We start from the raw sequence: 24049 nt of genomic DNA on the forward strand, positions 1-24049 counted from the left end.
CAATTGCGAACGAAACGGCTAAGCGGTTACGGAATTGGTAATTTCTGTGAGGTTGAGAATTTTATCTGCTTTTTGGGCGCTAGACTCTCTGTGTGTGATTATTATGGAGGTAGCGTTATGAATTTTACGATCAATATTTTCCAGGATATTCTGTTCGGTTTCTGTGTCGAGAGCAGATAGGGAATCGTCAAAAATAATGATATTCGGGTCTTTAATCAATGCTCTGGCGATGCATATCCTTTGTTTTTGTCCCCCGGAAAGCATTACACCGCGTTCACCAACCATTGTTTTATACTGGTCTTTGAACTCAACAATATTTTTGTCTACATCGGCTATTTTTGCATATTCTACTACTTTTTCATGAGTAGGTTTATCAATCGCAAAGCCAATATTATTTTCAATGGAATCAGAAAACAAATAACTTTCCTGTGGAATATATCCTATGAAATTTCTGTAATTTTCAAGATTATGCTCTTTAAGATTTTTCCCGTCGATAAGGATTTCACCTTCCGTAGGATCAATCAGGCGACACAGCAGTAAAGCAATGGTAGATTTCCCACTTCCGGTTTTTCCCATAATGGCTAATGATTCTCCGGCTTTTATTTTGAAACTTAAATTATCTAAAGCTTTGATTCCTGTATTCGGATAGACATAAGAAACGTTCCTGAACTCAATATCTCCTTTAATAGGATAATTTTCAAAATTTTTATTAACGATCTCAGATTTCTTATCCATGAATTCATTAATCCTCTGCATTGAAGCCTCGGCTCTCTGATTAACAGAAGTTACCCAGCCTACCATTGAAAAAGGGAAAATCAAAGTATTGATATACATAAAGAAATCTGCAATTTTACCAATGCTTAATTCTCCGGCAATATATTTTTGACCGCCGATCCAGATGATAGCAACATTTAATAATCCGATTACAAATAATATAATGGTAAAAAAATACGCTTCTGTTTTAGCAAGGTCTAAGGCTTTATCCTGATAATCGGTTACCTTAACCCCGTAATTTTTTTTGATATAATTCTCTCTCTCGAAAAATTTTACCACCCGTATTCCCGAAAAGCTGTCCTGAACAAAAGTGGAAATTCCGGATTGGCTTTTTTGCATGATCTTCGATTTTTTATTGATAATCGAACTTACCTTATAAATTGCATAAGATAAAACAGGGAGTGGAAGCAACGTCCACAATGTCATGGAAGCGTCCGTTTTCACCATATAAATGGCTGTGATAATAACAAGGACAATAAGATTTACCACGTACATTACTCCTGGCCCCAGATACATTCTTACTGCTACAACATCTTCACTTAGCCTGTTCATCAGGTCTCCGATGGTGGTCTGCTTGTAATCCGTTAAAGATAAATCCTGATAATGTCTGTAGATCTTGTTCTTAAGCTCGTATTCTATCCTTCTTGAAGCTACAATAATGGTCTGGCGCATCATAAAAGTGAAGAATCCTGTAAGGAGTGAACAGCCGACAATGATGGCAACATAGATTAAAACCTGACGGTTAAAGCCCAAATTTCCATTCTTTGTAAGCTCATCCACAGATTTTCCTACAAACTGGACTTTATATATATTAAAAAAATTACTGGCAATGATAAAGAGTAGTCCCCAAAACAATAATATTTTGTGTTTCCAAAAATAGGGATTTAAGGTTTTTAGCGCTTTCATAAAGTTTTACAAATTTACGAAAATGTCATCATATTACGAATTTCATCAATTTTAATTTTTGTATCTTTGCAGGCATAAAAAAGCTCTTTGAATGTTAGGAAGACGACAAATCCGTGAAAAAGTAGTACAGACTGTATATTCTTATTATCAGAATCCTGTAAAGTTTGATGTATTAGAGAAAAATATGTTTGCCGGTATAGAGAAAATCTATCATCTCTATATTTATCAGCTTAACTTTTTGGTGGCTCTGAAGGAATTGGCAGAAAATCAGATTGAGATCGGGAAGAATAAGTATATTAAAACCGATGCTAATATTAATCCTAACCAAAAATTCATCAATAATCAAGTTTTAATTAAGCTGGAAGAAAATCCTGAGAGATTATTTTTCACAGGTCAGCATAAGGAGTTGAAATGGGATATGCATGATGATCTTTTGGTGAAAACTTTCCAGAGAATCACTGCAGGAAAGCGTTATCAGGATTTCATGAAGGAAGAAGGATATTCTTTTGAAAACGACCAGAAATTCATCGGGAAATTATTTTTACGTTATATCGCTGAAAATGATGATTTCCATGATTATCTTGGAGATAAAGAACTTTCCTGGTATGACGATATTCATATTGCCAATTCAATGGTTCAGAAAACAATTGGTTTCCTGAAAGAGGATGAAGAAAGCCGAACTTTAATTAAAATGATTAAAGATGATGAGGATAAAACTTTCGCCATGAAACTGTTGAGAAATACCTTAGACAGCTGGGAAAATAACGAAAAGAAACTGGAAGAAAGACTGGAAAACTGGGATCTGGAAAGAGTTTCTCTAATGGATAAAGTAATTTTAACAACTGCAATTACGGAACTGGATAATTTTCCTTTTACACCTTCAAGAGTTATTATCAATGAATATATTGAGATCGCAAAAGTATTTGCAACAGATAGATCAAATATCTTCATTAATGGGATTTTGGATAAATATTGTAAAGATCTAAATAGAATATAAACATGAAAAAGACGTTATCAATTATCGCTTTGTCTATAATAGGCTTTGGTGTGGTTTCTTGTAAAAAAGAAAATAAACAAGTAACAGGTACTGAAACTGCAGCTACAGATTCTACAGCGGCTGCAACTACAGCAATGCCCGGTGATTCTGCAGCAGCTCCGGCTTCAGTACAAACTCCGGCAGCTCCGGCTTCTAACCAGCCTCTAACATCAGTTGCACTTTCTGAAAGCAATTTCGATTTCGGAAAAATCAAAAAAGGAGATAAAGTAGAACACGTTTATGAAGTAACAAATACAGGAAATAACCCATTGGTGATTTCTGAAGTAAAGCCAGGTTGCGGATGTACGGCTCCTGATTTTACAAAAGAACCGATCCTTCCTGGTAAAAAAGGAAAAATTACATTACATTTCGATTCTACAAACTTTGACGGAAACGTTCAGAAATTTGCAGATGTGTATGCTAATGTAGAAAAATCTCCTATTAAATTAACATTTACAGCGAATATTCAACCATAATATAATGAATCAATTATCAATTTTTTTACAAGCACCTGCACAGGGAGGAAACTCTTCTATGATGCTGATCATGATGGGAGTAATGTTTGTAGGTTTTTATTTCCTGATGATAAGACCACAAATGAGAAAGCAGAAGCAGGAGAAAAACTTCCAGGAAACTTTGAAGGTGGGAACCAGAGTGGTCCTTACTTCCGGTCTTCATGGAAGAATTGCCCAGATTCAGGATGATGGTTTTATAATTGAAACATTGTCTGGAAAGCTGAAATTCGAAAAAGCGGCTGTTTCGAGAGAGTTTACAGAAGCGCGTTTTGGAGATAAAGCAAAAGCTGCTGAAAAAACAGCTGAGAAAAAAGAAATCGAAACTGAGAAGAAATAATTTTTTCCAGTTTTAAAATATTTCGTTTCGGCGGGGTGAGCAAAGCTCACCCCGCCGAAACTTTTTATAATGTAAACAACTCAATTTTAGCATTCTACAGTATAAAAATAGGGGCTTCGACTTCGCTCAGCCTGACAGTGAAAAACCAATTAGAGATAGTATTAGCATTGTCGGGCTGAACGAAGTCGAAGCCTTTTTTCATGTTGATTAATGCAAAAACATTAGTGAAATTAGTGTTTAAAATCCAAAAGAAATATCTTTGCTTCATGAATCAAAACACAAGCAAAACCGTTCTCATTTTAGGCGCAAATTCTGATGTAGCCAAGCAATGTATTAAACAATACACTGAAAAAGGATTGTCTGTAACAGCGGCTTCCAGAAATACAAAATCCTTGGAAGAATTTGTACAGGAAAATAATCTTGATTCAAAAGTGACGGTGCTAAGTTTTGATTCTGTCGACTTTGATTCGCATCAAAAATTTTATGATGAACTACCTGTTAAACCCCATATTGTTGTTTACGCAGCCGGCTTTTTAGTGGACAATGAAAGTGCATTGAACGATTTCAAAGGTGCTCAGCAAATGATGTTAGTAAATTATATGGGAGCTGTTTCCATACTGAATATTATCGCAACCGATAAAAGCAACAAAAACCTGGAAAGAATCATCGGATTGTCTTCACTTTCCGGAGTGAGAGGAAGGAAAAGTAACTTTGTTTATGGAAGTACAAAAGCTGCTTTTACCACCTATTTGGCGGGTTTGAGACAGGAATTAACTTCAAAAAACGTTAAAGTAAATGCCTTGGTTATTGGTTATATCCGGACAAAAATAAATGAAGGTTTACGGCTAAACGAGTCTTTAATTATGGAACCGGAATATGTAGCAAAATTTATCGTCAACGCCGGAAATTCCTTTACCATTGTCCCGAATTTTAAATGGAAAATGATTTATTTGATTTTAAAAATATTGCCGGAAAGTTTGGTGGCGAAATTACCTTAATATTAATCTAAGTTACTCAAAATTCTGCAACAATTCCAACGCCTTCATCATATCAATTCCTTTCCCCAAAACCGGCTTAAACAAATCGCCTTTTTCTTTAATTCTTTCCAAAGCATTATGAATTGTAAAATCCGTAGGTTTCATTCCTGTTTTTACCTCATTCCATTCTAACGGCATGGAAACGGATGCTCCTTCTTTTGGCCTTAAGCTGTATGCACTTGCCAATGTCTGTCCGGTTCTGTTTTGAAGGTAATCCAGATAGATTTTCTTGTCGTCTCTTTTCTGTAAGCTTCTTTCAAGGGTAGTAATTTCAGGCAGTTTTTCATGAACCTGCTTCATTAGAATATGGGCAAAATCTTTCACCTGATCAAAATCATACTTTCCACCCATCGGGATATAGACATGAATTCCTGTGCTTCCGGAAGTTTTGCAGTAGCCTTTAATTTTAATTGATTCCAATACTTCATTCACCTGTAAAGCGGTTTCTATAACATGATCAAAAGTGTTTTTCTTGGACGGGTCAAGATCTAAGACCAGAAAATCCGGATGTTCAAGATCGGGGAGAGAGGAATTCCACGGGTTTAAATCTATACAGCCTAAATTATTCAAATAAGCCAGCGTTGCCTTATCGTTACAGTAAATATAATCAATATACTTATCGTTGGATTCCGAATAAACCGGAGTCGTTTTTACCCATTCAGGAATGTTGTCACTGGCATCTTTCTGATAAAAGCTCTGCTCTTCAATCCCGTTTGGAAAACGGTTTAAAGAAAGGGGCCGGTTCTTCAGATGAGGCAGAATATAGTCAGCAACAGACTGATAATATTCTATCACATCACCCTTTGTAATGCCGTCTTTAGGGAAATAAATCTTGTCCTGATTCGTAAGCTTCAACGTATGCCTGTTTAAGGTAACCTCTTTATCTTTTTCTGAAACTTTTGTTTTTTTTGCGGGAGTTTTAGATTTCATTTTTTTAGATTTTGCGTTGGATGAGTTTGTTTCACTGGCTGATTCTCCTATTTCTTCTGGATTTTTATCTTCCCGGACGGCCACAAAAACCGGATGTCGGAAAATTCCGTCTTTTGTAATTTCGGAGAACTTAATTTCACATACTAATTCTGGTTTTACCCAGGTTACAGGCATATTTGTTTTGGGCTTGGTTTCAAACGGTGAATTTTTAATCACTAACTTTTTAAGCCGTTCATGCATTATACTCAATGATTCCTGATTGAATCCTGTTCCTGTATGGCCGGAGTAAATCAGTTTTCCGTCAATATATTTCCCCAGGATCAGTGCGCCGAAACCTTTCCTCGAACCTCGAGGCTCAGTAAAACCGCAGATAATAACTTCTTCGGTATTTGTGAATTTTATTTTAAGCCAGTCAGTTGTTCTGTGGTTTTCCACATACTCGCTGTCGGCTTTTTTTGCAATCATACCTTCCAGCTTCATTTTTTTCATTTGTTCAAAAAAATCAATGCCTTTTTCCGAAATATGATCGCAGTATTTAATGACATCAGTTTCCACCAATGCATCTTTCAACAGTTCTTTTCTCTGTGTTAAAGGGAGCTCTTCCGTAGAATGACCGTTGAGCCAAAGTAAATCAAAAACCTGATAAACAAGGGCTAAATTTGGATTATCTCCAATTTGCTGAAGCAGCTGGAAACTCGGTCTTCCGTTTTCGTCATAGGCTACAATTTCGCCGTCGAGAATCATTTTATGTTTTTGATTTTCAAAATCCCGGGACACTTTATCGAATTTTGATAAAAAAGAGATGCCGTTTCGGGAGTAGAAGAGCGGCTCATCCTTACTGAGATCAGCAATAGCACGGTAACCGTCCCATTTTATTTCAAAAATCCAGCCTTCATCATCAAATGCATTTGCATAAGATTTTGCAAGCATCGGCCGGATAAAATCTGTTAATTTTTTTTCGTCAACCAACGAATTAAAACGTTGAAACCTGGGTTTGGTTTCTGAAGTTATGGCTTCTTTTTGGCGCTTTTTAGGCTTTTTTTTTCCTCCAGAAATTTTGTAACTAATGATTTAGGTGAAGTGTTTTCCTCTGCATCATAACCACTTTCTGCAAATTCATCTTTATGTTTTATTAAAAGCCATGAGTTGTCTTCTGTGTTTTTCATTTTTACTAAAGCAAATTCTCCCTTAAGCTTTTTCCCGTGAAGAATAAATTTTAAAGAACCGGCATGAAGTTCTTTCAAGAGCTCTTTTTCGTCAGAAAGCTTGGAATTATTATCCAAAGGCTCATAAGTTCCGCTATCCCAGATTTCCACCTGGCCGGCTCCGTAATTTCCCTCGGGAATATTTCCTTCGAAATCTTTATAATCGTAAGGGTGATCTTCTACCATCATGGCGAGACGTTTGTCTTTTGGGTCTAATGAAGGGCCTTTCGGAACAGCCCAGCTCTTCAGAACGCCTTCCATTTCAAGCCTGAAATCATAATGAAGCCGTGATGCAGCATGCCTTTGAATTACAAAAATCAGTTTGTCTTTGCTTTTTTTTGTTTTTCCTTTCGGTTCGCTGGTTTCATCGAATTTTCTTTTTTCGTTATAATCTTTGAGAGCCATTACGATGCATTTTTAGATTTTGGACTTTGTAAGCTGGCTTTTAACTGAGCCATCAGGTCTATAACTTTACCTTCTTTTGCAGGTTCTGCTTTCTTGGCTTTTACATTCTTACCTTTCGCTTTTTGCTTAATTATTTTCATTAAAGATTCAGAATAAGTGTCCTTATACATGAATGGATCAAACTCCTGCGAAAGTTGTTCTATAAGACTGACCGCCATTTTCAGTTCGGCGGGTTTCGGGGCTTTTTTTGCCGGGATTTTTAAATCTTTATAATCCCTGATTTCCTGTGCAAAACGTAATCTGTTGAGAACCAAAACCTCATCATTGTACGGCCGGATCATGCCAATTGCCTCGCTTTCACGAAGAACGAAAGTTCCTACACCTACCATCTCAGTTTCGGATAGGGCTTTTAATAAGAGCCTGTAGGCATTTTCCCCATTTTTCTGAGGTTCCAGATAGTAAGGATTTTCGAAATAAACAGAATCTACTTCAATTTCTTTTACAAACTGATCAATGGAAAGTATTTTTGATTTTTCAGGGCTCGCGGCTTCGTAATCTTCATCTTCGAGAATGATGTAGCGGTCTTCCATAAGATAACCCTTCACAATATTTTCCCACTTTACTTCCTTGCCCGTACTTTCGTTTACTCTTTTGAATTTGATATTCGAAAAATCTGATTTGTCCAGCATATCCAGATCCAGCTTGCTGGTTTCTACCGCCGAATAAATTTTTACAGGAATATTGACTAATCCAAAGCCAATGGCACCGTTCCAAATTGCTTTCATTGTCTTACATTTTGTAAGAAACTACAATGATTGTGCCGCGTGAAAAATATTTGTTAAATATGGTATTTTTAGTTTAGATTAATAATATGTTTGATGTAAGGGAAAAATAAAGAATAAGTGATTAACCATTTATTATTTATTGTAAGTAATAAAGAATCACGGCCTGGTTGGCATAGATAATTATTTTTAAGAAGCTAAAAATGAGTTGGATGTGTCATTTTTTCACATCGATAATGACAATTTTTCCATTTCTAGGATTGGTATATTGTTTGTGGTTTTTCAGGCGTGTTCATTAATTTATTGTTTAACTTTAAAAAATTCGTATTATGTCAATCGTAAAAAGAAAGAATGGCAGTTTGCTGCCTGCAAATCCACGTATGTTGTTCGACGATTTTTTTAACCGCGAACTTTTAAATTGGGGCAATAATAATTTTTCTTCCACACTTACCACTATTCCTTCTGTGAATATTAAGGAAAATGCGGAAAATTTTGAAGTAGAAGTAGCAGCGCCTGGTATGGAAAAGCAAGACTTCAAAATTACCTTAGAAGGAAACCTGCTTACCATCTCTTCTTCAAAGAAAAGTCAGATGGAAGAAGAAAATGAAAACTACACACGTCGGGAATTCAGCTATCAGTCTTTCCAACGAAGTTTTCAGCTTCCAAAGGATGTTGTGGATGAAGAAAGGATAGAAGCTAAATATGAAAACGGTGTTTTGAGGCTGACGATTCCTAAAACGGAAAATGCTAAAAAGCAGGCTCCCCGAAAGATTGAAATTCAGTAATTGGTAATATTTCAAAAATGGTTTTCCATACGGAAAACCATTTTTACTTGTTGTTGTAAAGTCCTTATGAATACTGAATAAAATAAATTCTTGTCATTATAAAATAAAAGCGGAGAAAAATCTCCGCTTTAAATTTTTATGCTTTTAAATTTAATTTCAATTCCAGTTCATCAAGCTGCTCACCAGCAATGGCAGCCGGCGCATCAATCATCACATCACGCCCTGAATTATTTTTAGGGAAAGCAATATAATCTCGAATCACTTCATTTCCGTCAAGAATAGCTACCAAACGGTCAAACCCGAAAGCTAAACCACCATGAGGCGGAGCCCCGTATTTGAAGGCGTTCATTAAGAATCCGAATTGGGCTTCTGCTTCTTCTTTTGAGAATCCTAATAAATCAAACATTTTAGATTGAAGATCCTTATCAAAAATTCTGATAGAACCTCCACCGATTTCGTTTCCGTTTAATACCATATCGTAAGCGTTGGCTCTTGCTTTTCCGGGATCCGTTTCCAGCAAATGAATATCTTCCGGCTTCGGAGAGGTAAAAGGGTGGTGCATCGCATGGTAACGTCCGCTTTCTTCATCAAACTCCAATAACGGGAAATCAACCACCCAAAGTGGTGCAAAAACATCCCCTTTTCTTAATCCTAATCGGTTTCCAAGCTCCATTCTCAAGGCTGAAAGCTGAGTTCTTACTTTATGTTCATTTCCTGAAAGGATTAACATTAAGTCTCCTTCTTTTGCACCGAATTTTTCAATAATTTTCGTTAAATCTTCCTCACTGTAAAATTTATTCACAGATGAAGTTTTTACGCCGTCATTCTGGAATTTAACCCAAACCATTCCTGAAGCTCCGATTTGTGGTCTTTTTACCCAGTCAACAAGCTCGTCGATCTGTTTTCTTGTGTAATCTGCACATCCTTCTACATTAATTCCAACAACCAATTCTGCTTCATCAAATATTTTGAAATCTTTTCCTTTTACTAAATCGTTTAGTTCTACGAATTCCATTCCGAAACGGATATCCGGTTTGTCGTTTCCATATTTTTGCATCGCATCAGCAAATGTCATTCTAGGGAAAGCACCGAATTCCTGACCAGTAATATCTTTTAACAAAGTTTTTGTCATGCCTTCGAAAACATTCATTACATCTTCCTGTTCTACAAAAGCCATTTCACAGTCGATTTGTGTAAATTCCGGCTGTCTGTCGGCTCTCAAATCTTCATCACGGAAGCATTTTACAATCTGGAAATATTTATCCATTCCGCCCACCATCAACAATTGTTTAAAGGTCTGCGGAGATTGTGGCAATGCATAAAATTGTCCCGGGTTCATTCTGCTCGGTACAACAAAGTCTCTTGCTCCTTCCGGTGTAGATTTAATTAAAACCGGGGTTTCAACCTCAATAAATCCATTGTCTGAAAGATAATTTCTTACTTTTTGTGCCATTTTGTGACGGAAAACTAACTTATCTTTAACAGGATTTCTTCTGATATCAAGGTAGCGGTATTTCATTCTTAACTCTTCACCGCCGTCTGTTTCATCTTCAATGGTGAAAGGCGGAAGCTGGGATTCATTAAGAACTGTTAGCTTTTCAACTAAAATTTCAATTTCTCCCGTAGGAATATTTGGGTTTTTGCTTACCCTTTCGATTACTTTTCCGGTAACCTGAATTACAAACTCACGTCCCAGTTTTTTTGCATTTTCCATCAGTTCTCCTGTAGAACGCTCCTGGTCAAAAACAAGCTGGGTAATTCCGTAACGATCTCGAAGATCTATCCAAATCATAAATCCTTTATCACGAATGGTTTGTACCCATCCTGAAAGTGTAACTTCTTCATTAAGATTTTTAAGAGATAATTCTCCGTTTGTGTGCGATCGAAACATAATTATTTGTTTAAAGTTCAAAGTTTAGAGTTCAGGGTTTTGTGTTTAGGGTTTAAAGATTTGAGTATCAAACCTAAAACAATGTTTCCCGAACATTGAATTTTCCGTGTGCAAAGATAAGGTTTTTGAAGGTTTTAATATAAAAATTAAGATAGGAAATTGTATATTTTTGAAACAGACTGCTCAGAATTTTATGAGAATAATAGAGGTATTTTGATTATGAAGGACGTTGTTAACAATTTTAGTATTTTTATATCAGTGAAATAAATACTTATGAATGAAAAAAATCATCTCAATCCCGAGCAATGGGTTGATGAGTTTGCAGATTTTCTATATGCTTTCGCTGTGACTAGAGTGAGCTCGAAAGAAGATGCGGAAGATCTGGTACAGGAAACTTTTTTGGCTGCGTATAAAGGTATGGATCGGTTTCAGGGAAAAGCTTCTCCGAAGACTTGGCTTGCAAGTATTCTGAAAAATAAAATTGTAGATTATTACCGGAAAAAAAGCAACTCGCAGGGATATGAAGAGTACCTTTCGGATACAGATGCTTCTTTTGAAGAATCATTTTTTAATCAGGATAAGTATGGAAGGTGGAAACAGGATATCAACAAAAACTATATTTCAGAAAGTACGGATAATTACATTTTGAGTAAAGAATTTAATAGAATTTTAGAATTATGCCTTCAAAAACTGCCTCCAAAATTAAAACCTGTTTTCATTGCTAAATATATGCTTGATGAAGATCCTCAAAAAATTTGTAAGGATTTCAATATTACCTCGTCTAACTACTGGGTACTTCTCTTTCGTTCAAAAACATTGTTAAGAAGCTGTCTTGAAAAAAATGAAATAAGCCTTTGATATGAAATTTTTTAATGAACTTTTGCATAATTGTGAAGAAACTTCTCTTAATATCGTTAAGTCAGAAGAAACTTCTCTTTCTCCTTCTGCATGGCTGAAAATGCAGTTTCATATCGCATTCTGCAAATGCTGTAGGAATTTTAAAAAACAGACGAAAATTGTAGATAAGGTTTTATATAATCATTTTAACAATGTGGATGTTTCTCAGAAAGCTCCGCAAGATCTTAAAGATAAAATCAAATTAAATTTAAAAAAATAAGAAAATAATTGTAAGGAATAAAAATTGGTTACGACTAAGCTCTAAAAAAGTATGATAACAAAATTTTTATTTCCTATTCTTTTATTTTTAGGAAGCTTGGTTTTTGCTCAAAGCAGTAACGTAAATCAGGAAAATGGTATTGCCAATTCAGGATACGATGTAGTGGGATATTTTTCAGGAAAAGCCTTACAGGGTTCTGCTAAATTTGCGATGAAGCATCAGGGAGTGAGCTATTATTTTCAGAATGCAGAAAATAAGGCTAAATTTCAACAGGATCCCGATAAATATTTGCCTCAATATGGCGGTTACTGCGCCTATGCAATGGGAGATTCCGGGGAGAAGGTTTCTGTAAACCCTAAAACATACAAAATTATTAATGGAAAATTATACTTGTTTTATAACAGTTTCCTGAATAATACATTGACCAGCTGGAATAAAGATGAAAAAAATCTAAAAATAAAGGCAGACAAAAATTGGAAAAAAATAATACAAAAATAAACACTTATGAAACTAACTTATTGGGCTATAAAGCTTGTTCCCGTAGTCATTATGCTGCAAACTCTTTACTTTAAATTTACTGCCGCACCAGAATCTGTTTATATCTTTTCAAAAATCGGTATGGAACCCTATGGAAGAATAGGAATTGGTGTTTTAGAACTTATTGCATCTATTTTAATTTTAATACCAAAAACCACGTGGTACGGAGCTGTTTTAGGATTAGGGTTAATGATGGGAGCTATTCAATTTCATGTAACAGAACTCGGCATAGATGTGCAGAACGATGGAGGAAAATTGTTTTATCTTGCGGTAATTACAGCTGTTTTTTGTGCGTTGATTCTTGTTATTAACAGAAAACAGATCGGGTCTTTATTCCAAAAAAATAAATCTATTGCTTCCGGAAAATGATAGAAAATATAAAACAGAATCTCGAAGATCTGAAGGGTACTTTAGGCGGGATTACTAATAAGCTATATACCAGAAAAAGTAAGTATTTATTTGGAAGTACAATCGGGCAGCATATCCGTCATATTCTGGAAATTTATGATGTTGTCTTAAATGGTTATTCCGAAGGCAGATTTTCTTTTGACAAAAGAGAAAGAAATAAAGCTCTGGAAGAAAACATAGAAAATATGTTTATTACAATTGATAAAATTCTTTTGGAAATTTCTAAAGAAGATAAACCGCTCATTTGCCTTATAGCTGATAATAATGGCAATGAAGAGCAGCTCATCACTACATATTTCAGGGAGCTTTTGTACTGTTTAGAGCATGGAATTCATCATCAGGCTTTAATAAAAGTAGCTCTGAAAGAATTTGAGCATGAAAATATACCTCACAATTTCGGGGTGGCGCCATCTACCATAAAATTTCGCATTAAATGTGCACAGTAAGTTTTTTTTATACAGAAAACGCCCTTTTTTTTACCTCAAACAGAGATGAAAAAAGAGATCGGGAGAAAGCTGTTTTTCCCAATGAGATAGGGTTGGAAGACAGAACTTTATATTTTCCAAAAGATGCAAAAGCTTCGGGAACTTGGTTTGTAGCAGATAATCATGGAAATGCAATAATACTTTTAAATGGAGCTTTTCAAAAACATAAAAGTCAGCCGCCCTATAAGAAAAGCAGGGGAATTATTCTTTTGGAACTGATGAAAATTGAAAATGTTTTACACGCTTTTCAAAGTTATGATCTTTTCGGGATAGAGCCGTTTCAATTATTGACTTACTCTCAAAATACCTTATTCAGACTGCTTTGGGATGGAGAAAAAAAGCATCAGATTTTGTTGAAAAAAAATAAAAATCATTTATTGTCATCAGCAACACTTTACAATGGTGGAATTATTGCTGAACGAGAAAAAAGATTTAAAGAATTTCAGGAAAAACAAATTACTCAGAAAGAAATTCTAGCTTTTCATAAACAACACCTTATTGAAGAGGAATTGAATGTAGAAGAATCTATAAAGGAAACCTTTGTTACAGTAAGCATCACGCAACTTGTTCTTCGAGAGAATGAAATTGATTTCACTTACAATGATTTAGTTCAAAAGAAAATACAAAATATTAAAATTGGAAACAAAGCTTTTGTTTAGCCTTAGATACAGGTGGTACAGATTTTCCCACTGGGAATTCTGGCCTATGTGGGCAATTTATTTACCATGTATCTTTTATTACGTCTGGATCAGCATAAAAACCCAGTCTTTTGGTTTTTTTAAGGCTGTAAATCCGGCAATTCCTCATGGAGGAATGACCCTTGAGGATAAGAATTTTGTAAACAAGCTTATCCCCCAAAAATATAGGGCAAAATCTTTTATTATTAATGAAAAGGAGGATGCTGAAGAAGCTTTACATAGTATAAATGTTAATAATTTAGAATATCCTGTTATTTTAAAACCTAATAATGGTTGCAGAGGAAGAAACGTAGAGCTTATTTCTGATGCAGATCAGGTGGAAAATTATTTTAGAAAATATGGAAATGAAGATATCTTGTTGGAAGAGTATATCGATTTTCCTAATGAAATTGGTGTTTTTTATATCAGAATTCCTAATCAGGAAAAAGGTTTTATCAGCGGAATTGTAGAAAAGAAAGGTATTGAAGTTATTGGTGACGGCCGGCAATCTTTAGCTGAGCTGGTGAAATATAATTTCAGATATCATAAATTTTATCCTGAGGTTTTCCAAAATAATATTTTCCATAAAGATTTTGTTCCTGCAAAAAATGAAAAAGTGATTCTCAGCAGTATTGGAAATCATGCAAGAGGATCCACCTTTTACGATAGTTCATCTAAGATTTCGTTTAAGCTGGATGATGTATTCAACGAAATTTGTTCGCAAATTAATGGGTTTTATTACGGAAGATTTGATGTAAAATTCAATTCATGGGAAGATTTGGAGAATGGGAAGAATTTTAAAATCATTGAACTGAACGGTGCAGCTTCCGAACCTACTTTTATCTATGATCCTAAAACAAGCTATTTTTCCGCAGTAAAGCAAATTATGAAGCATTGGGACTTCATGTATCAGATAGCTCAGGTTAATAAGGAAAAGGGACATCAGTTTACTGATATTAATGAATGCTGGAGTATTTTTAAAGAATATAATCCTTTTTCTATTTAATACAAAACCACATCTTTTATCGTATAATGATAAAAATTTATTCTATTTTATTTTTATAAAACTTTCCATATGCCAAGTGGTAATCATTTTTGAATCTATATTTTTGTGGAAACTAAAATGACAGGATTATGACGAAGTATTTTGCCTTTATCAAAAAAGCTTTAAGTGGTGAAGAGGTAGATTATACTACAGCAAGCATAAGAAGTGCCGTGCTTCTTCTCGCCATTCCCATGATGCTGGAAATGGCGATGGAGTCTGTATTTGCATTGGTAGACCTGTATTTTGTAGGACATTTAAAAGAGAGCGGCTATGCCATTCAGACGGTTGGCCTTACTGAATCAGTGCTTTCCGTAATGTATTCTATAGCGATCGGCATGAGTATGGCGGCAACAGCGATGGTGGCAAGAAGAATTGGTGAAAAAAATCCTGAGCAGGCTTCCAGAAGTGCTGCGCAGGTGCTGCTTGTCTCATTTTTAGTGACTTTTATTTTAAGCTTATTCGGAGTGATATATGCTGAAGAAATCTTGATTCTGATGGGGTCAAAACCTGAAGCAGCAGCTTATGGAAAAGATTTTACAAGAATCATGATGGGAAGCAGCGTGATCATTATGCTTTTGTTTTTAATTAATGGAATCTTTAGAGGGGCCGGAAACGCAGCAATTGCCATGAAATCTCTCTGGATTGCGAATATTGCCAATATTATTTTATGTCCTGTTTTAATCAAAGGTTTAGGCCCTGTTCCGGCGATGGGCTTGACCGGAGCTGCCCTGGCAACAACGATCGGAAGGAGCATCGGGGTGATGTATCAATTGTACCATCTTCTGATTGCAGATACACAAATCAGAATCCAACTGCATTATTTTAAGCCAAAATTTGATTTAATAAAATCAGTCATTAAAATAGCAACTCCCGGAATTTTTCAGTTTGTAGTGGCTTCCTGCAGCTGGATCTTCCTTGCTCAGCTGGTGGCTACAACCGGTGGTGAAAATGCATCAGCGGGTTATCAGACAGCTTTACGGCTGATGATGTTCTTCATGCTTCCCGCATGGGGATTGAGTAATGCGGCATCTACTCTCGTGGGACAAAATATGGGCGCCAACGAAATGCTGAGAGCCGAGCAGTCTGTGATGAAAACCGTAAAATATAATGTGATTTTTATGGTAACCGTAAGTGTGATTTTCTTTTTTATGGGTGATTTTTTAGTGGGATTTTTCACGAATGAAGAGGGGATTAAAAATATTGCAATCAATGCACTGCACATCATGGCCGTAGGATTTATTTTCTATGGCATCGGGATGGTAATGATCAATGCTTTCAACGGGGCGGGAGACACCTGGACACCAACCTGGGTAAATGTTTTCGGGTTCTGGCTGTTTCAGATTCCTTTAGCTTATTTTCTTTCCAAACATTTCGGAATGGGGCCTAAAGGAGTCTTCATATCTATTCCTGCGGCAGAAACCTTAATTACCATCGTTGCTTTTATTTTGTTTAAAAGAGGAAAATGGAAGACGGTCAAAGTGTAGAAAATGTGGAAGATGGGAGCGTGAGGCTGTAAGTAGTATTGCACGTAAATTTTTAGGTTTAAAACTTCGAGCTCCCAACCTCCAACTTCCATCCAAAATAAAAAGATTATAAAATTTTAACAACCCGGATATTTGTCTTTAAAGCCAGATTTTTTTAAATTCGTGGTACATCAACAAAATTTTTATACTATGGGAAAAGGAGACAAAAAATCTAAAAGAGGTAAGATTAACAATGGAAGTTACGGAAAAAGGAGACCCAGAAAATCATCTAAATCTCTGGTAACATCCGAAGACAAATCTAAAAAGTAACAAAAAATAAAAAGACCGGAGAATATTTTTCTCCGGTCTTTTTTTATTACAAAATTAAATTATTTTCCGCCTAAAAAGCTTCCTAAAATATCTCCAAGTCCGCCACCGCCTTGCTGTTTCTGCTGATTGTTTCCACCGCCGAGAACGCTGCCCAGAATATCACTCAAAGGATTTCCTGAAGATTGAGACTGTCCGCCTCCGCCAAGAACGCTTCCTAAGATATCATTTAATGGGTTGGACTGCTGGTTTTGAGCCTGGTTGGATGCATTTCCGAGAATTCCTCCCAAAAGATCTCCCAGACCTCCTGCTCCTACATTATTCTGCTGTTTTTCTTTACCAATATATCCCATAATTACCGGAGCAAGCATTGATAAAATTGGGCCGATCTTGTCTATGGAAATTCCTGTGTTCTGAGAAAGCTGGTTTTCTACATTTTGCTTATCACCACCAAAAATATGATTTAGAATTGAGCCTCCTTCAGCCTGTCTTGCATCCAGCTGTGATGTATCATCCAGTATGCTTCCGTCATGATCTTTGTCCAAGGCGTTGTTTAAAGATTCAGCCTCTTTGGAATCCTGAGATTTATTTCTAAGATAAGAGATGATCAGTGGCGCAGCTACGGCCAATAAAGCAATAACCTGATTTCTGCTTATCCCGAATTTGCTTTCTGCCTGGTCAGCAACCTGATTGCTGGTATTTCCTGTAAGTAGGTCGATTAAACTCATAGTTTGTGTTTGTTTAAGTTGTTAATTAACCAAAGTTACAAAAAAATATTCCCCTAAAATTTTTTTTAATCAAAAATTGAAAGTAAAGTTGAGGATTTGCTGTAAGTAGCTGATTTTTAATTCTTAATTTTTCAAAATAGAAACCATTGAACAAGCCTCACCAAACATTAAAGACTTTACGATAGGCCTTAATTCTTCCACCAGCTCAATGTATGCATTTTCAGGAATTTCCTTATCTGAGCAGCCTTTTACTAAGACTCTTTTTCCTCTCATTTCTTCAAAATCATAATTTTTCACTGCATCATGCATGATGATAGCCTCAAGATCTTCACGGCTTCCAAAAACGATTTTTTTAGTAACATCCGTAAGTCTGGCGGTCAACAGAAAATAAGACCAGAGCGGAACAATAGCGTCCGCTGAATTATAGATGTAAACATAAGCGTCTCTGTATTCTTCAACGTCAATTGCAGCTACCTTTTCGCGGAAATCCTTTTCCTTTAAAATCATTTCCATGAATAGAAAATCTTTCAGGTCAATACCTATCCTCCTGCCTTTCGGAAGTAGATCGGTAAGATCAAAATTGATGAGGCCGCTTTCTGCAACTTTATTCCGGATTTCAAATTCTTCTGACATTTTTATCATTATCTTTGAACAAATTTACAAATTTAGATGGTACTACATCTTATTTGTTCTCTATTCCTATGATAGAAACCTCCCATAACTCATCTTCTCAATGATGGAAGATTTGAGAGGTAACTTAAAAAAATAAATGATTTCAGCAGAAATGAAGTATTACATTATTGCAGGAGAAGCTTCCGGAGATTTGCACGGGAGTAATTTAATGAAAGCTTTAAAGCAAAAAGATCCCGGCGCAGAATTCAGATTCTGGGGCGGAGACTTAATGGCTTCACAAGGTGGAACTTTAGTAAAGCATTATAAAGATCTTGCTTTTATGGGCTTTTTGGAAGTCGCAAAAAATCTCAGGACTATTCTGAATAATATTAAGTTTTGCAAAGAAGATATAAAAAAAAATAAACCGGATGTTTTGATTCTTGTTGATTATCCGGGATTTAATTTAAGGATCGCAAAATTTGCGAAAGAACTTGGAATAAAGGTCATTTATTATATTTCACCGCAGCTATGGGCCTGGAAAGAGGGAAGAGTTGAGATTATTAAAAAATATGTAGACGAAATGATGGTAATTCTTCCTTTTGAGGAAGATTTTTACAGAAAACATGGCGTTCATTCCCATTTTGTGGGTCATCCTTTACTGGATGCTATTTCTACGCTTCAGGATATTACTGTTGAAAATTTTAAAACGGAAAATGGTTTAAACGGAAAAGAAATTATTGCATTGCTGCCGGGCTCCAGAAAACAGGAAGTGGAAAAGATGCTTGAAATCATGCTTTCCGTAAGGCCTTATTTTAAAGAATACCAATTCGTAATTGCCGGTGCACCAAGCCTTCCAAAAGATTTTTATGAGTCGTATGTGGATGATAATGTGTATTTTGTCTCAAATAAAACGTATGATCTTCTGAGGTGTTCAAAGGCGGCTTTGGTGACATCAGGAACGGCAACCTTGGAAACGGCCTTACTGAATGTTCCTGAGGTGGTTTGTTACAGAGGCAGTAAAATTTCTTACGCCATTGCAAAAAGACTGGTGAAAAATATTAATTACATTTCTTTGGTGAATCTGATTATGGATCGGGAAGTGGTAAAGGAATTAATTCAGAATGATCTGAACACGAAAAATTTAGTCGAAGAATTAAAAATGATTCTTGAAGGCCAAAAAAGAACGCAGCTTCTGAATGATTACGAACTGTTGCGGGAAAAACTTGGCGGAAAAGGAGCAAGTGATCATGCGGCTGATGTGATTTTGAAAGTTTAAAATATTGAAGTTTCGTAAATTTTTTTAGAATTTTTTTCTAGCATTTTGCTTTGAAATAATGATTTTAAGGCAGAATTTAAAAATCTGGAATTTTGTTGTGCAAATTTTTATTTGAATAAATATTTTTGAGCAACACAAATTTTTCCGATTGAATAAGCAGCCTATTCTCATTCTGGCCCTGTGTTTTATCATGGGCATATTTTTCCAAGATTACTTTTGTTTGGATAAAAGTTATATTTATCTGCTGGTTGTATTCTGTTTAATCATCTGTATTTCAATATTTTTAAAGTCTTATTATTTACACCGGGTTAGATCTTTTTTAATAGGTGGGATGTTTTTCGGAATCGGAATTACGCTGCATTTCTTGAATGCTTTTTCTTCCCAAAATATTTCTGTTTCTAAAAATGAAACCATTCTTTTTAAAATTTCTAAAAAGTTAAACTCCACCGAAAAGAATAAAAAATACGAAGCTGTCGCACAGGTTGATAAAGAAAATTTCAATACCGTGGTCTATGTTCCCAAAGATTCAAAAGATCTGGATTTTAAGCATTATTATAAAGCAGAAGCTTTTATTGCGAAACCAAAATCTCCACAATATGATTTCCAGTTTGATTATTCCAAATATTTAAATAGAAAGAAAATTGAATACATGTGCTATATCAATGATAAAGTTTCTTCTGCAGCAAGAAAAGATGAAAGTATTAGTGAAAAATTTTCACAAAAAAGACTTGAAGTGCTTCAAAATATTGACAGCACAAAAATGTCTTCTAGGTCGAAAGAATTTTTAAAAGGTATCATACTGGCCGACCGTACTGAGATGGATGCTGAAACAGTTAAGGATTTCAGCCGTTCCGGGCTGATCCATTTTCTGGCTATTTCGGGAACGCATATTGTGATTATTTTTGAACTGTTTTATCTTTTATTTATAAGAATTTCTCCACTGCGATTCAGGAAATATGCTATTGTTGTGAGTCTGCTCCTCATCTGGCTTTTTGCGGTATTTATAGGGCTGGGGAATTCGGTGGTGCGGTCGTGTCTTATGCTCAGTGTTTTTCATGTGTACAGGCTTCTTCAAAGAAAACCTGATCTGCTGCATTCTTTGGCTTTATCGGCTTTTATTATTTTGATTTGGGATACACAACAGATTTTTGATGTGGGTTTTCAGCTGAGTTTTCTCGCGGTCTTAGGAATTTTCTGGCTCAATGATCCTATTTTAAAATATTTTCCAAAACAGGATAATTGGTTTAAAAAAATTATATTCAATACCATCTCAATTTCTGTTGCCGCACAATTGGCTACACTGCCGCTGGTATTCTACTATTTTCATCAGTTTTCTTTTATTTCAATTCTTGCTAATTTCTTTATTGTTCCCCTATCAGAGGCTATTATCATTTTTTCTTTTGTTATGACAGGCTTGCTGGCATTTAATATTAACATTGATCTGACTAATTCTGTCTACGATGTTGTCATTAAGATATTACTTAAAATTATTCATTATTTCGCTGAAGTTGAAGTATTATATTTTGAAAAGATTCCGATGAATCTGGTTGAGGTTTTTTCTGTTTTTGTGATTGTTTACACGTTAAGATTTACCATTTTAAAATTAAGCTTTAGAAATATAGCAAGGTCTGTAATGGCTGTTTTATGCTTTTTAATTTTAAGAACAGGATTTGATTTATTTGAAGAGCAAAAAACTGAAATTTTAGTTCATGATTTTAATAAAGATAAAGTATTATCATTGAAAAAAGGTAATAAAGCTTGTTTTTGGATTAAAGAAAATTCAGATAAAGATAAAATTACACGGTTTATTATCAATCCTTATTCTTCTTCCAGGAGAATTTCCCACATTGAAATCAGGGTTTTACCTGTCTCTGCACACAAGGTTATTTGTAACGGGAGAATTTATACGATAAATTAATTGTTAAATTTTTGCGTTTTTCCTTTATTTAAAATGTTTAAGACTCTTATTTAGAAATATTACAAACTAGCTAATTGTGAGATTTCTCACTTTTTGATGTTGTTAACATTTCTTAATTTTGTGGAAAATCAAATTTAAACTTATATGGCAGGTTTAACGAGTTCTACGATAGGTAGAAAATATGCTATGGCATTGTCGGCTATTTTTTTGCTGATATTTCTGGTGATGCACCTTTCTGTAAACCTTTTGTCGGTTTTCGGTGAAGATGCTTACAACAATGCTTCGCAGTTTATGGGGTACAACCCTCTTATTCAATTTGTAATGCAGCCGATTCTGATGTTTGCTGTTATTTTTCACTTTGTAATGGGCTTTGTTCTGGAAATTAAAAACCAAAAGGCACGTCCGATAAAATACGAATCAAACAATCCTTCGAACAATTCTACATGGATGTCCAGAAATATGATTATTTCCGGGGCGGTGATTCTTGCTTTTATCTTCCTGCACTTGTATGATTTCTGGCTTCATGAGATGAATTACAAATATGTAGACGGTCTGCCTATTGAAGAAACACGTTTCTGGGGAGATCTTCATGCAAAATTTGCAGATATCTGGAGAGTGGTTCTTTATGTTATTTCATTTATTTTGTTAGGACTTCACTTAGGACACGGCTTCCAGTCGTCTTTTCAGTCAATTGGTGCCAGGCATCCAAAATATACTCCGGTAATTATGGCTTTCGGGAAATGGTATTCTATCCTTATTCCTGCAGGGTTTATTTTTATCGCAATTTTTCACTTCGTAACTCAATCATAATATCAATATACTTATGAGTAAATTAGATTCAAAAATTCCAGCAGGTCCTTTAAAGGATAAATGGAAAAATCATAAAGACCATATGAACCTTGTTGCACCAAACAACAGAGATAAAATTGATATTATTGTTGTTGGTACGGGTTTGGCAGGTGGTTCTGCCGCGGCTACTTTAGCAGAGCAGGGATATAATGTAAAGGCATTCTGCTATCAGGATTCTCCAAGAAGAGCACACTCTATTGCGGCTCAGGGAGGTATCAACGCAGCTAAAAATTATCAGGGAGACGGTGACTCTACGTACAGATTATTCTATGATACCATCAAAGGTGGTGATTATAGGGCAAGAGAGGCAAACGTTTACAGATTAGCGGAAGTTTCTGCAAATATTATTGACCAGTGTGTGGCTCAGGGTGTTCCTTTCGGACGTGAGTACGGAGGTCAGCTGGATAACCGTTCATTTGGCGGGGTTCAGGTAAAAAGAACTTTCTATGCTAAAGGACAGACAGGTCAGCAGTTATTATTAGGTGCATATTCTGCAATGAGCCGTCAGATCGGTAAGGGCAGGATAAAAATGTATAACCGTCATGAAATGATGGATCTTGTCATTGTAGACGGAAAAGCAAGAGGTATTATTGCAAGAAATCTTGTAACAGGCGAGGTTGAAAGACATTCTGCTCACGCTGTGGTAATTGCTTCGGGAGGTTACGGAAACGTATATTTCCTTTCTACCAACGCAATGGGTTCAAACGTTTCTGCGGCTTGGAAGATTCACAAAAAAGGAGCGTATTTCGCAAATCCTTGCTACGTACAGATTCACCCTACTTGTATTCCTGTTCACGGAACTCAGCAGTCTAAGCTTACTCTGATGTCTGAATCATTAAGAAACTCAGGAAGAATCTGGGTTCCTAAGAAAATTGAAGATTCAGTCGCAATCAGAGAAGGTAAATTAAGACCTGAAAATATTAAAGAAGAAGACAGGGACTATTATCTTGAAAGAAGATATCCTGCGTTCGGTAACCTTGTACCTAGAGACGTTGCTTCAAGAGCAGCTAAGGAAAGATGTGACGCCGGTTTCGGAATCGAAAATAATGATACAAAAGAAGGTGTTTACCTGGATTTCTCTACAGAAATCATGAAAAAAGGTAAAGAAGCCGCTATTGAAAAGCATATTCACAACCCTACAGATCAGCAGATCTATGATTTAGGAAAAAAATGGGTGGAAGAAAAGTATGGAAACCTTTTCCAGATGTATGAAAAAATTACAGCTGATGATCCTTACAAAACTCCAATGAAGATTTATCCTGCAGTTCACTACACCATGGGTGGTGTTTGGGTAGATTATAATCTTCAGTCTACAATTCCTGGATGTTTCGTAATTGGTGAGGCTAATTTCTCAGACCACGGAGCAAACAGACTGGGTGCTTCTGCGTTAATGCAGGGTCTTGCAGACGGATATTTCGTGCTTCCTTATACAATTGCTGATTACCTTTCTGCAGATATCAGAACGGGAGCAATTCCTACCAACACAGGTGCATTTGATGAGGCTGAGAAAGGAATTAAAGAAAAGATTGATTTCTTCTTAAATAATAACGGAACGCATTCAGTAGACCATTTCCACAAGCAGTTAGGACACATTATGTGGAATAAAGTAGGTATGGGAAGAACACCTGAAGGCTTAAGAGAAGCAATTGAGGAAATCGAAGAAGTAAGAAATGATTTCTGGAAAAACGTAAAAGTTCCCGGAGATAATGACGGGATGAATACTGAGCTTGAAAAAGCATTCAGAGTGGCAGACTTCCTTGAGCTGGGGCAGCTGATGGCGATCGATGCATTACACAGAAACGAATCTTGTGGAGGACATTTCCGTGAAGACCATTCTACTCCGGACGGAGAGGCGGAAAGAGATGATGTTAATTACAAATACGTCGGAGCTTGGGAATATCAGGGAAGCGACATCAATGCGGAAGTATTGCATAAAGAAGAGCTGATCTACGATAACATCGAAGTAAAAACAAGAAGTTACAAATAATCTCCAATCTATAAATA

General features: G+C 35.8%; 25 protein-coding genes. 18 read left to right on the forward strand and 7 right to left on the reverse strand.

The genetic code is table 11. From position 1 onward, the window contains the following. Positions 1-18: 18 nt before the first annotated feature. A complete protein-coding gene (locus H560_RS0118445; RefSeq protein WP_027381353.1) occupies positions 19-1680 on the reverse strand; it encodes an ABC transporter ATP-binding protein in 1662 nt (553 codons plus the stop codon). Between the two features lie 91 nt (positions 1681-1771). Between H560_RS0118445 and H560_RS0118450 the strand changes: the two genes are divergently transcribed. The 4 genes from H560_RS0118450 to H560_RS0118470 all read left to right on the forward strand — a co-directional run bounded on the left by H560_RS0118450 (position 1772) and on the right by H560_RS0118470 (position 4566). After that, on the forward strand, positions 1772-2677 hold the full coding sequence (locus tag H560_RS0118450; RefSeq protein WP_027381354.1) for a transcription antitermination protein NusB: 906 nt from the start codon (positions 1772-1774) through the stop codon (positions 2675-2677). A 2-nt stretch (positions 2678-2679) separates the two neighbouring features. Next, positions 2680-3192 carry a DUF1573 domain-containing protein gene (locus tag H560_RS0118455; RefSeq protein WP_027381355.1) on the forward strand — a complete coding sequence of 171 codons (513 nt, stop codon included), beginning with the start codon at positions 2680-2682 and terminating at the stop codon, positions 3190-3192. A 4-nt stretch (positions 3193-3196) separates the two neighbouring features. Beyond that, positions 3197-3568: a preprotein translocase subunit YajC gene (yajC, locus tag H560_RS0118460; RefSeq protein ID WP_027381356.1), complete on the forward strand. Its 372-nt coding sequence runs from the start codon at positions 3197-3199 to the stop codon at positions 3566-3568. 266 nt (positions 3569-3834) lie between these two features. Beyond that, on the forward strand, positions 3835-4566 hold the full coding sequence (locus H560_RS0118470; RefSeq protein ID WP_027381357.1) for an SDR family NAD(P)-dependent oxidoreductase: 732 nt from the start codon (positions 3835-3837) through the stop codon (positions 4564-4566). Positions 4567-4578: 12 nt separating this feature from the next. On the opposite strand, the gene ligD is transcribed toward H560_RS0118470, so the two are convergent. Genes ligD through ku form a run of 3 tightly spaced genes read right to left on the reverse strand, consistent with a single transcriptional unit; the run spans position 4579 to position 7930 of the window. Continuing rightward, the gene (ligD, locus tag H560_RS0118475) at positions 4579-6504 is read right to left on the reverse strand and encodes a DNA ligase D (RefSeq protein ID WP_228372505.1); all 1926 of its coding nucleotides are present in this window, start codon (positions 6502-6504) and stop codon (positions 4579-4581) included. A 38-nt stretch (positions 6505-6542) separates the two neighbouring features. Beyond that, on the reverse strand, positions 6543-7145 hold the full coding sequence (locus tag H560_RS0118480) for a DNA polymerase ligase N-terminal domain-containing protein (RefSeq protein ID WP_027381359.1): 603 nt from the start codon (positions 7143-7145) through the stop codon (positions 6543-6545). Then, a complete protein-coding gene (ku, locus tag H560_RS0118485; protein ID WP_027381360.1) occupies positions 7145-7930 on the reverse strand; it encodes a non-homologous end joining protein Ku in 786 nt (261 codons plus the stop codon). Before ku ends, H560_RS0118480 begins: the two co-directional genes overlap by 1 nt. A 326-nt stretch (positions 7931-8256) precedes the next feature. Here ku and H560_RS0118490 point away from each other — a divergent pair, with 326 nt between their 5' ends. After that, positions 8257-8712: an Hsp20/alpha crystallin family protein gene (locus tag H560_RS0118490; RefSeq protein WP_027381361.1), complete on the forward strand. Its 456-nt coding sequence runs from the start codon at positions 8257-8259 to the stop codon at positions 8710-8712. Between the two features lie 136 nt (positions 8713-8848). Here H560_RS0118490 and aspS read toward each other — a convergent pair whose 3' ends face one another. Then, entirely contained in the window at positions 8849-10603 is a 1755-nt protein-coding gene (gene aspS, locus H560_RS0118495; RefSeq protein ID WP_027381362.1) for an aspartate--tRNA ligase, read from the reverse strand. 273 nt (positions 10604-10876) lie between these two features. Between aspS and H560_RS0118500 the strand changes: the two genes are divergently transcribed. From H560_RS0118500 to H560_RS22805, 9 genes are all read left to right on the forward strand, one after another. Beyond that, positions 10877-11461, forward strand: a complete 585-nt coding sequence (locus H560_RS0118500) for a sigma-70 family RNA polymerase sigma factor (RefSeq protein WP_027381363.1) — start codon at positions 10877-10879, stop codon at positions 11459-11461. 1 nt (position 11462) lies between these two features. Beyond that, entirely contained in the window at positions 11463-11720 is a 258-nt protein-coding gene (locus tag H560_RS0118505; protein ID WP_027381364.1) for a hypothetical protein, read from the forward strand. Between the two features lie 51 nt (positions 11721-11771). Then, a complete protein-coding gene (locus tag H560_RS0118510) occupies positions 11772-12218 on the forward strand; it encodes a YHS domain-containing (seleno)protein (protein WP_027381365.1) in 447 nt (148 codons plus the stop codon). Positions 12219-12224: 6 nt separating this feature from the next. Next, positions 12225-12626: a DoxX family protein gene (locus H560_RS21985; RefSeq protein WP_034753213.1), complete on the forward strand. Its 402-nt coding sequence runs from the start codon at positions 12225-12227 to the stop codon at positions 12624-12626. Beyond that, positions 12623-13111: a hypothetical protein gene (locus tag H560_RS0118520; RefSeq protein ID WP_034753216.1), complete on the forward strand. Its 489-nt coding sequence runs from the start codon at positions 12623-12625 to the stop codon at positions 13109-13111. The genes H560_RS21985 and H560_RS0118520 overlap by 4 nt, the downstream gene beginning before the upstream one ends. Further along, positions 13099-13809 carry an NRDE family protein gene (locus H560_RS0118525; RefSeq protein ID WP_027381367.1) on the forward strand — a complete coding sequence of 237 codons (711 nt, stop codon included), beginning with the start codon at positions 13099-13101 and terminating at the stop codon, positions 13807-13809. The genes H560_RS0118520 and H560_RS0118525 overlap by 13 nt, the downstream gene beginning before the upstream one ends. After that, entirely contained in the window at positions 13787-14833 is a 1047-nt protein-coding gene (locus tag H560_RS21990) for an ATP-grasp domain-containing protein (protein ID WP_034753218.1), read from the forward strand. The genes H560_RS0118525 and H560_RS21990 overlap by 23 nt, the downstream gene beginning before the upstream one ends. Positions 14834-14961: 128 nt before the next feature. Continuing rightward, the gene (locus H560_RS0118535; protein WP_027381368.1) at positions 14962-16356 is read left to right on the forward strand and encodes an MATE family efflux transporter; all 1395 of its coding nucleotides are present in this window, start codon (positions 14962-14964) and stop codon (positions 16354-16356) included. 189 nt (positions 16357-16545) lie between these two features. After that, positions 16546-16665, forward strand: coding sequence for a 30S ribosomal protein THX (locus tag H560_RS22805; protein ID WP_081414006.1), 120 nt, complete (start codon positions 16546-16548; stop codon positions 16663-16665). A 59-nt stretch (positions 16666-16724) separates the two neighbouring features. Here H560_RS22805 and H560_RS0118545 read toward each other — a convergent pair whose 3' ends face one another. Together H560_RS0118545 and H560_RS0118550 are read right to left on the reverse strand one after the other, a co-directional pair. After that, positions 16725-17390 (reverse strand): DUF937 domain-containing protein, encoded by a 666-nt coding sequence (locus H560_RS0118545; RefSeq protein WP_027381369.1) that lies wholly within the window; start codon positions 17388-17390, stop codon positions 16725-16727. A gap of 123 nt (positions 17391-17513) precedes the next feature. Continuing rightward, on the reverse strand, positions 17514-18023 hold the full coding sequence (locus tag H560_RS0118550) for a DUF2480 family protein (protein WP_027381370.1): 510 nt from the start codon (positions 18021-18023) through the stop codon (positions 17514-17516). Between the two features lie 151 nt (positions 18024-18174). Here H560_RS0118550 and lpxB point away from each other — a divergent pair, with 151 nt between their 5' ends. The 4 genes from lpxB (at position 18175) to H560_RS0118570 (ending at position 24032) form a co-directional block, all read left to right on the forward strand. After that, complete coding sequence (gene lpxB / locus H560_RS0118555) at positions 18175-19278, forward strand: lipid-A-disaccharide synthase (RefSeq protein WP_027381371.1); 1104 nt, start codon at positions 18175-18177, stop codon at positions 19276-19278. A 190-nt stretch (positions 19279-19468) separates the two neighbouring features. Beyond that, entirely contained in the window at positions 19469-21196 is a 1728-nt protein-coding gene (locus tag H560_RS0118560; RefSeq protein WP_394330271.1) for a ComEC/Rec2 family competence protein, read from the forward strand. A 144-nt stretch (positions 21197-21340) separates the two neighbouring features. Next, positions 21341-22006 (forward strand): succinate dehydrogenase cytochrome b subunit, encoded by a 666-nt coding sequence (locus tag H560_RS0118565; RefSeq protein ID WP_027381373.1) that lies wholly within the window; start codon positions 21341-21343, stop codon positions 22004-22006. Positions 22007-22019: 13 nt separating this feature from the next. Next, entirely contained in the window at positions 22020-24032 is a 2013-nt protein-coding gene (locus H560_RS0118570) for a fumarate reductase/succinate dehydrogenase flavoprotein subunit (protein WP_027381374.1), read from the forward strand. Positions 24033-24049: the final 17 nt, after the last annotated feature.

The organism is Chryseobacterium daeguense DSM 19388, assembly GCF_000430825.1.
In the GTDB taxonomy this organism is placed as follows: Bacteria; Bacteroidota; Bacteroidia; order Flavobacteriales; family Weeksellaceae; genus Chryseobacterium; species Chryseobacterium daeguense.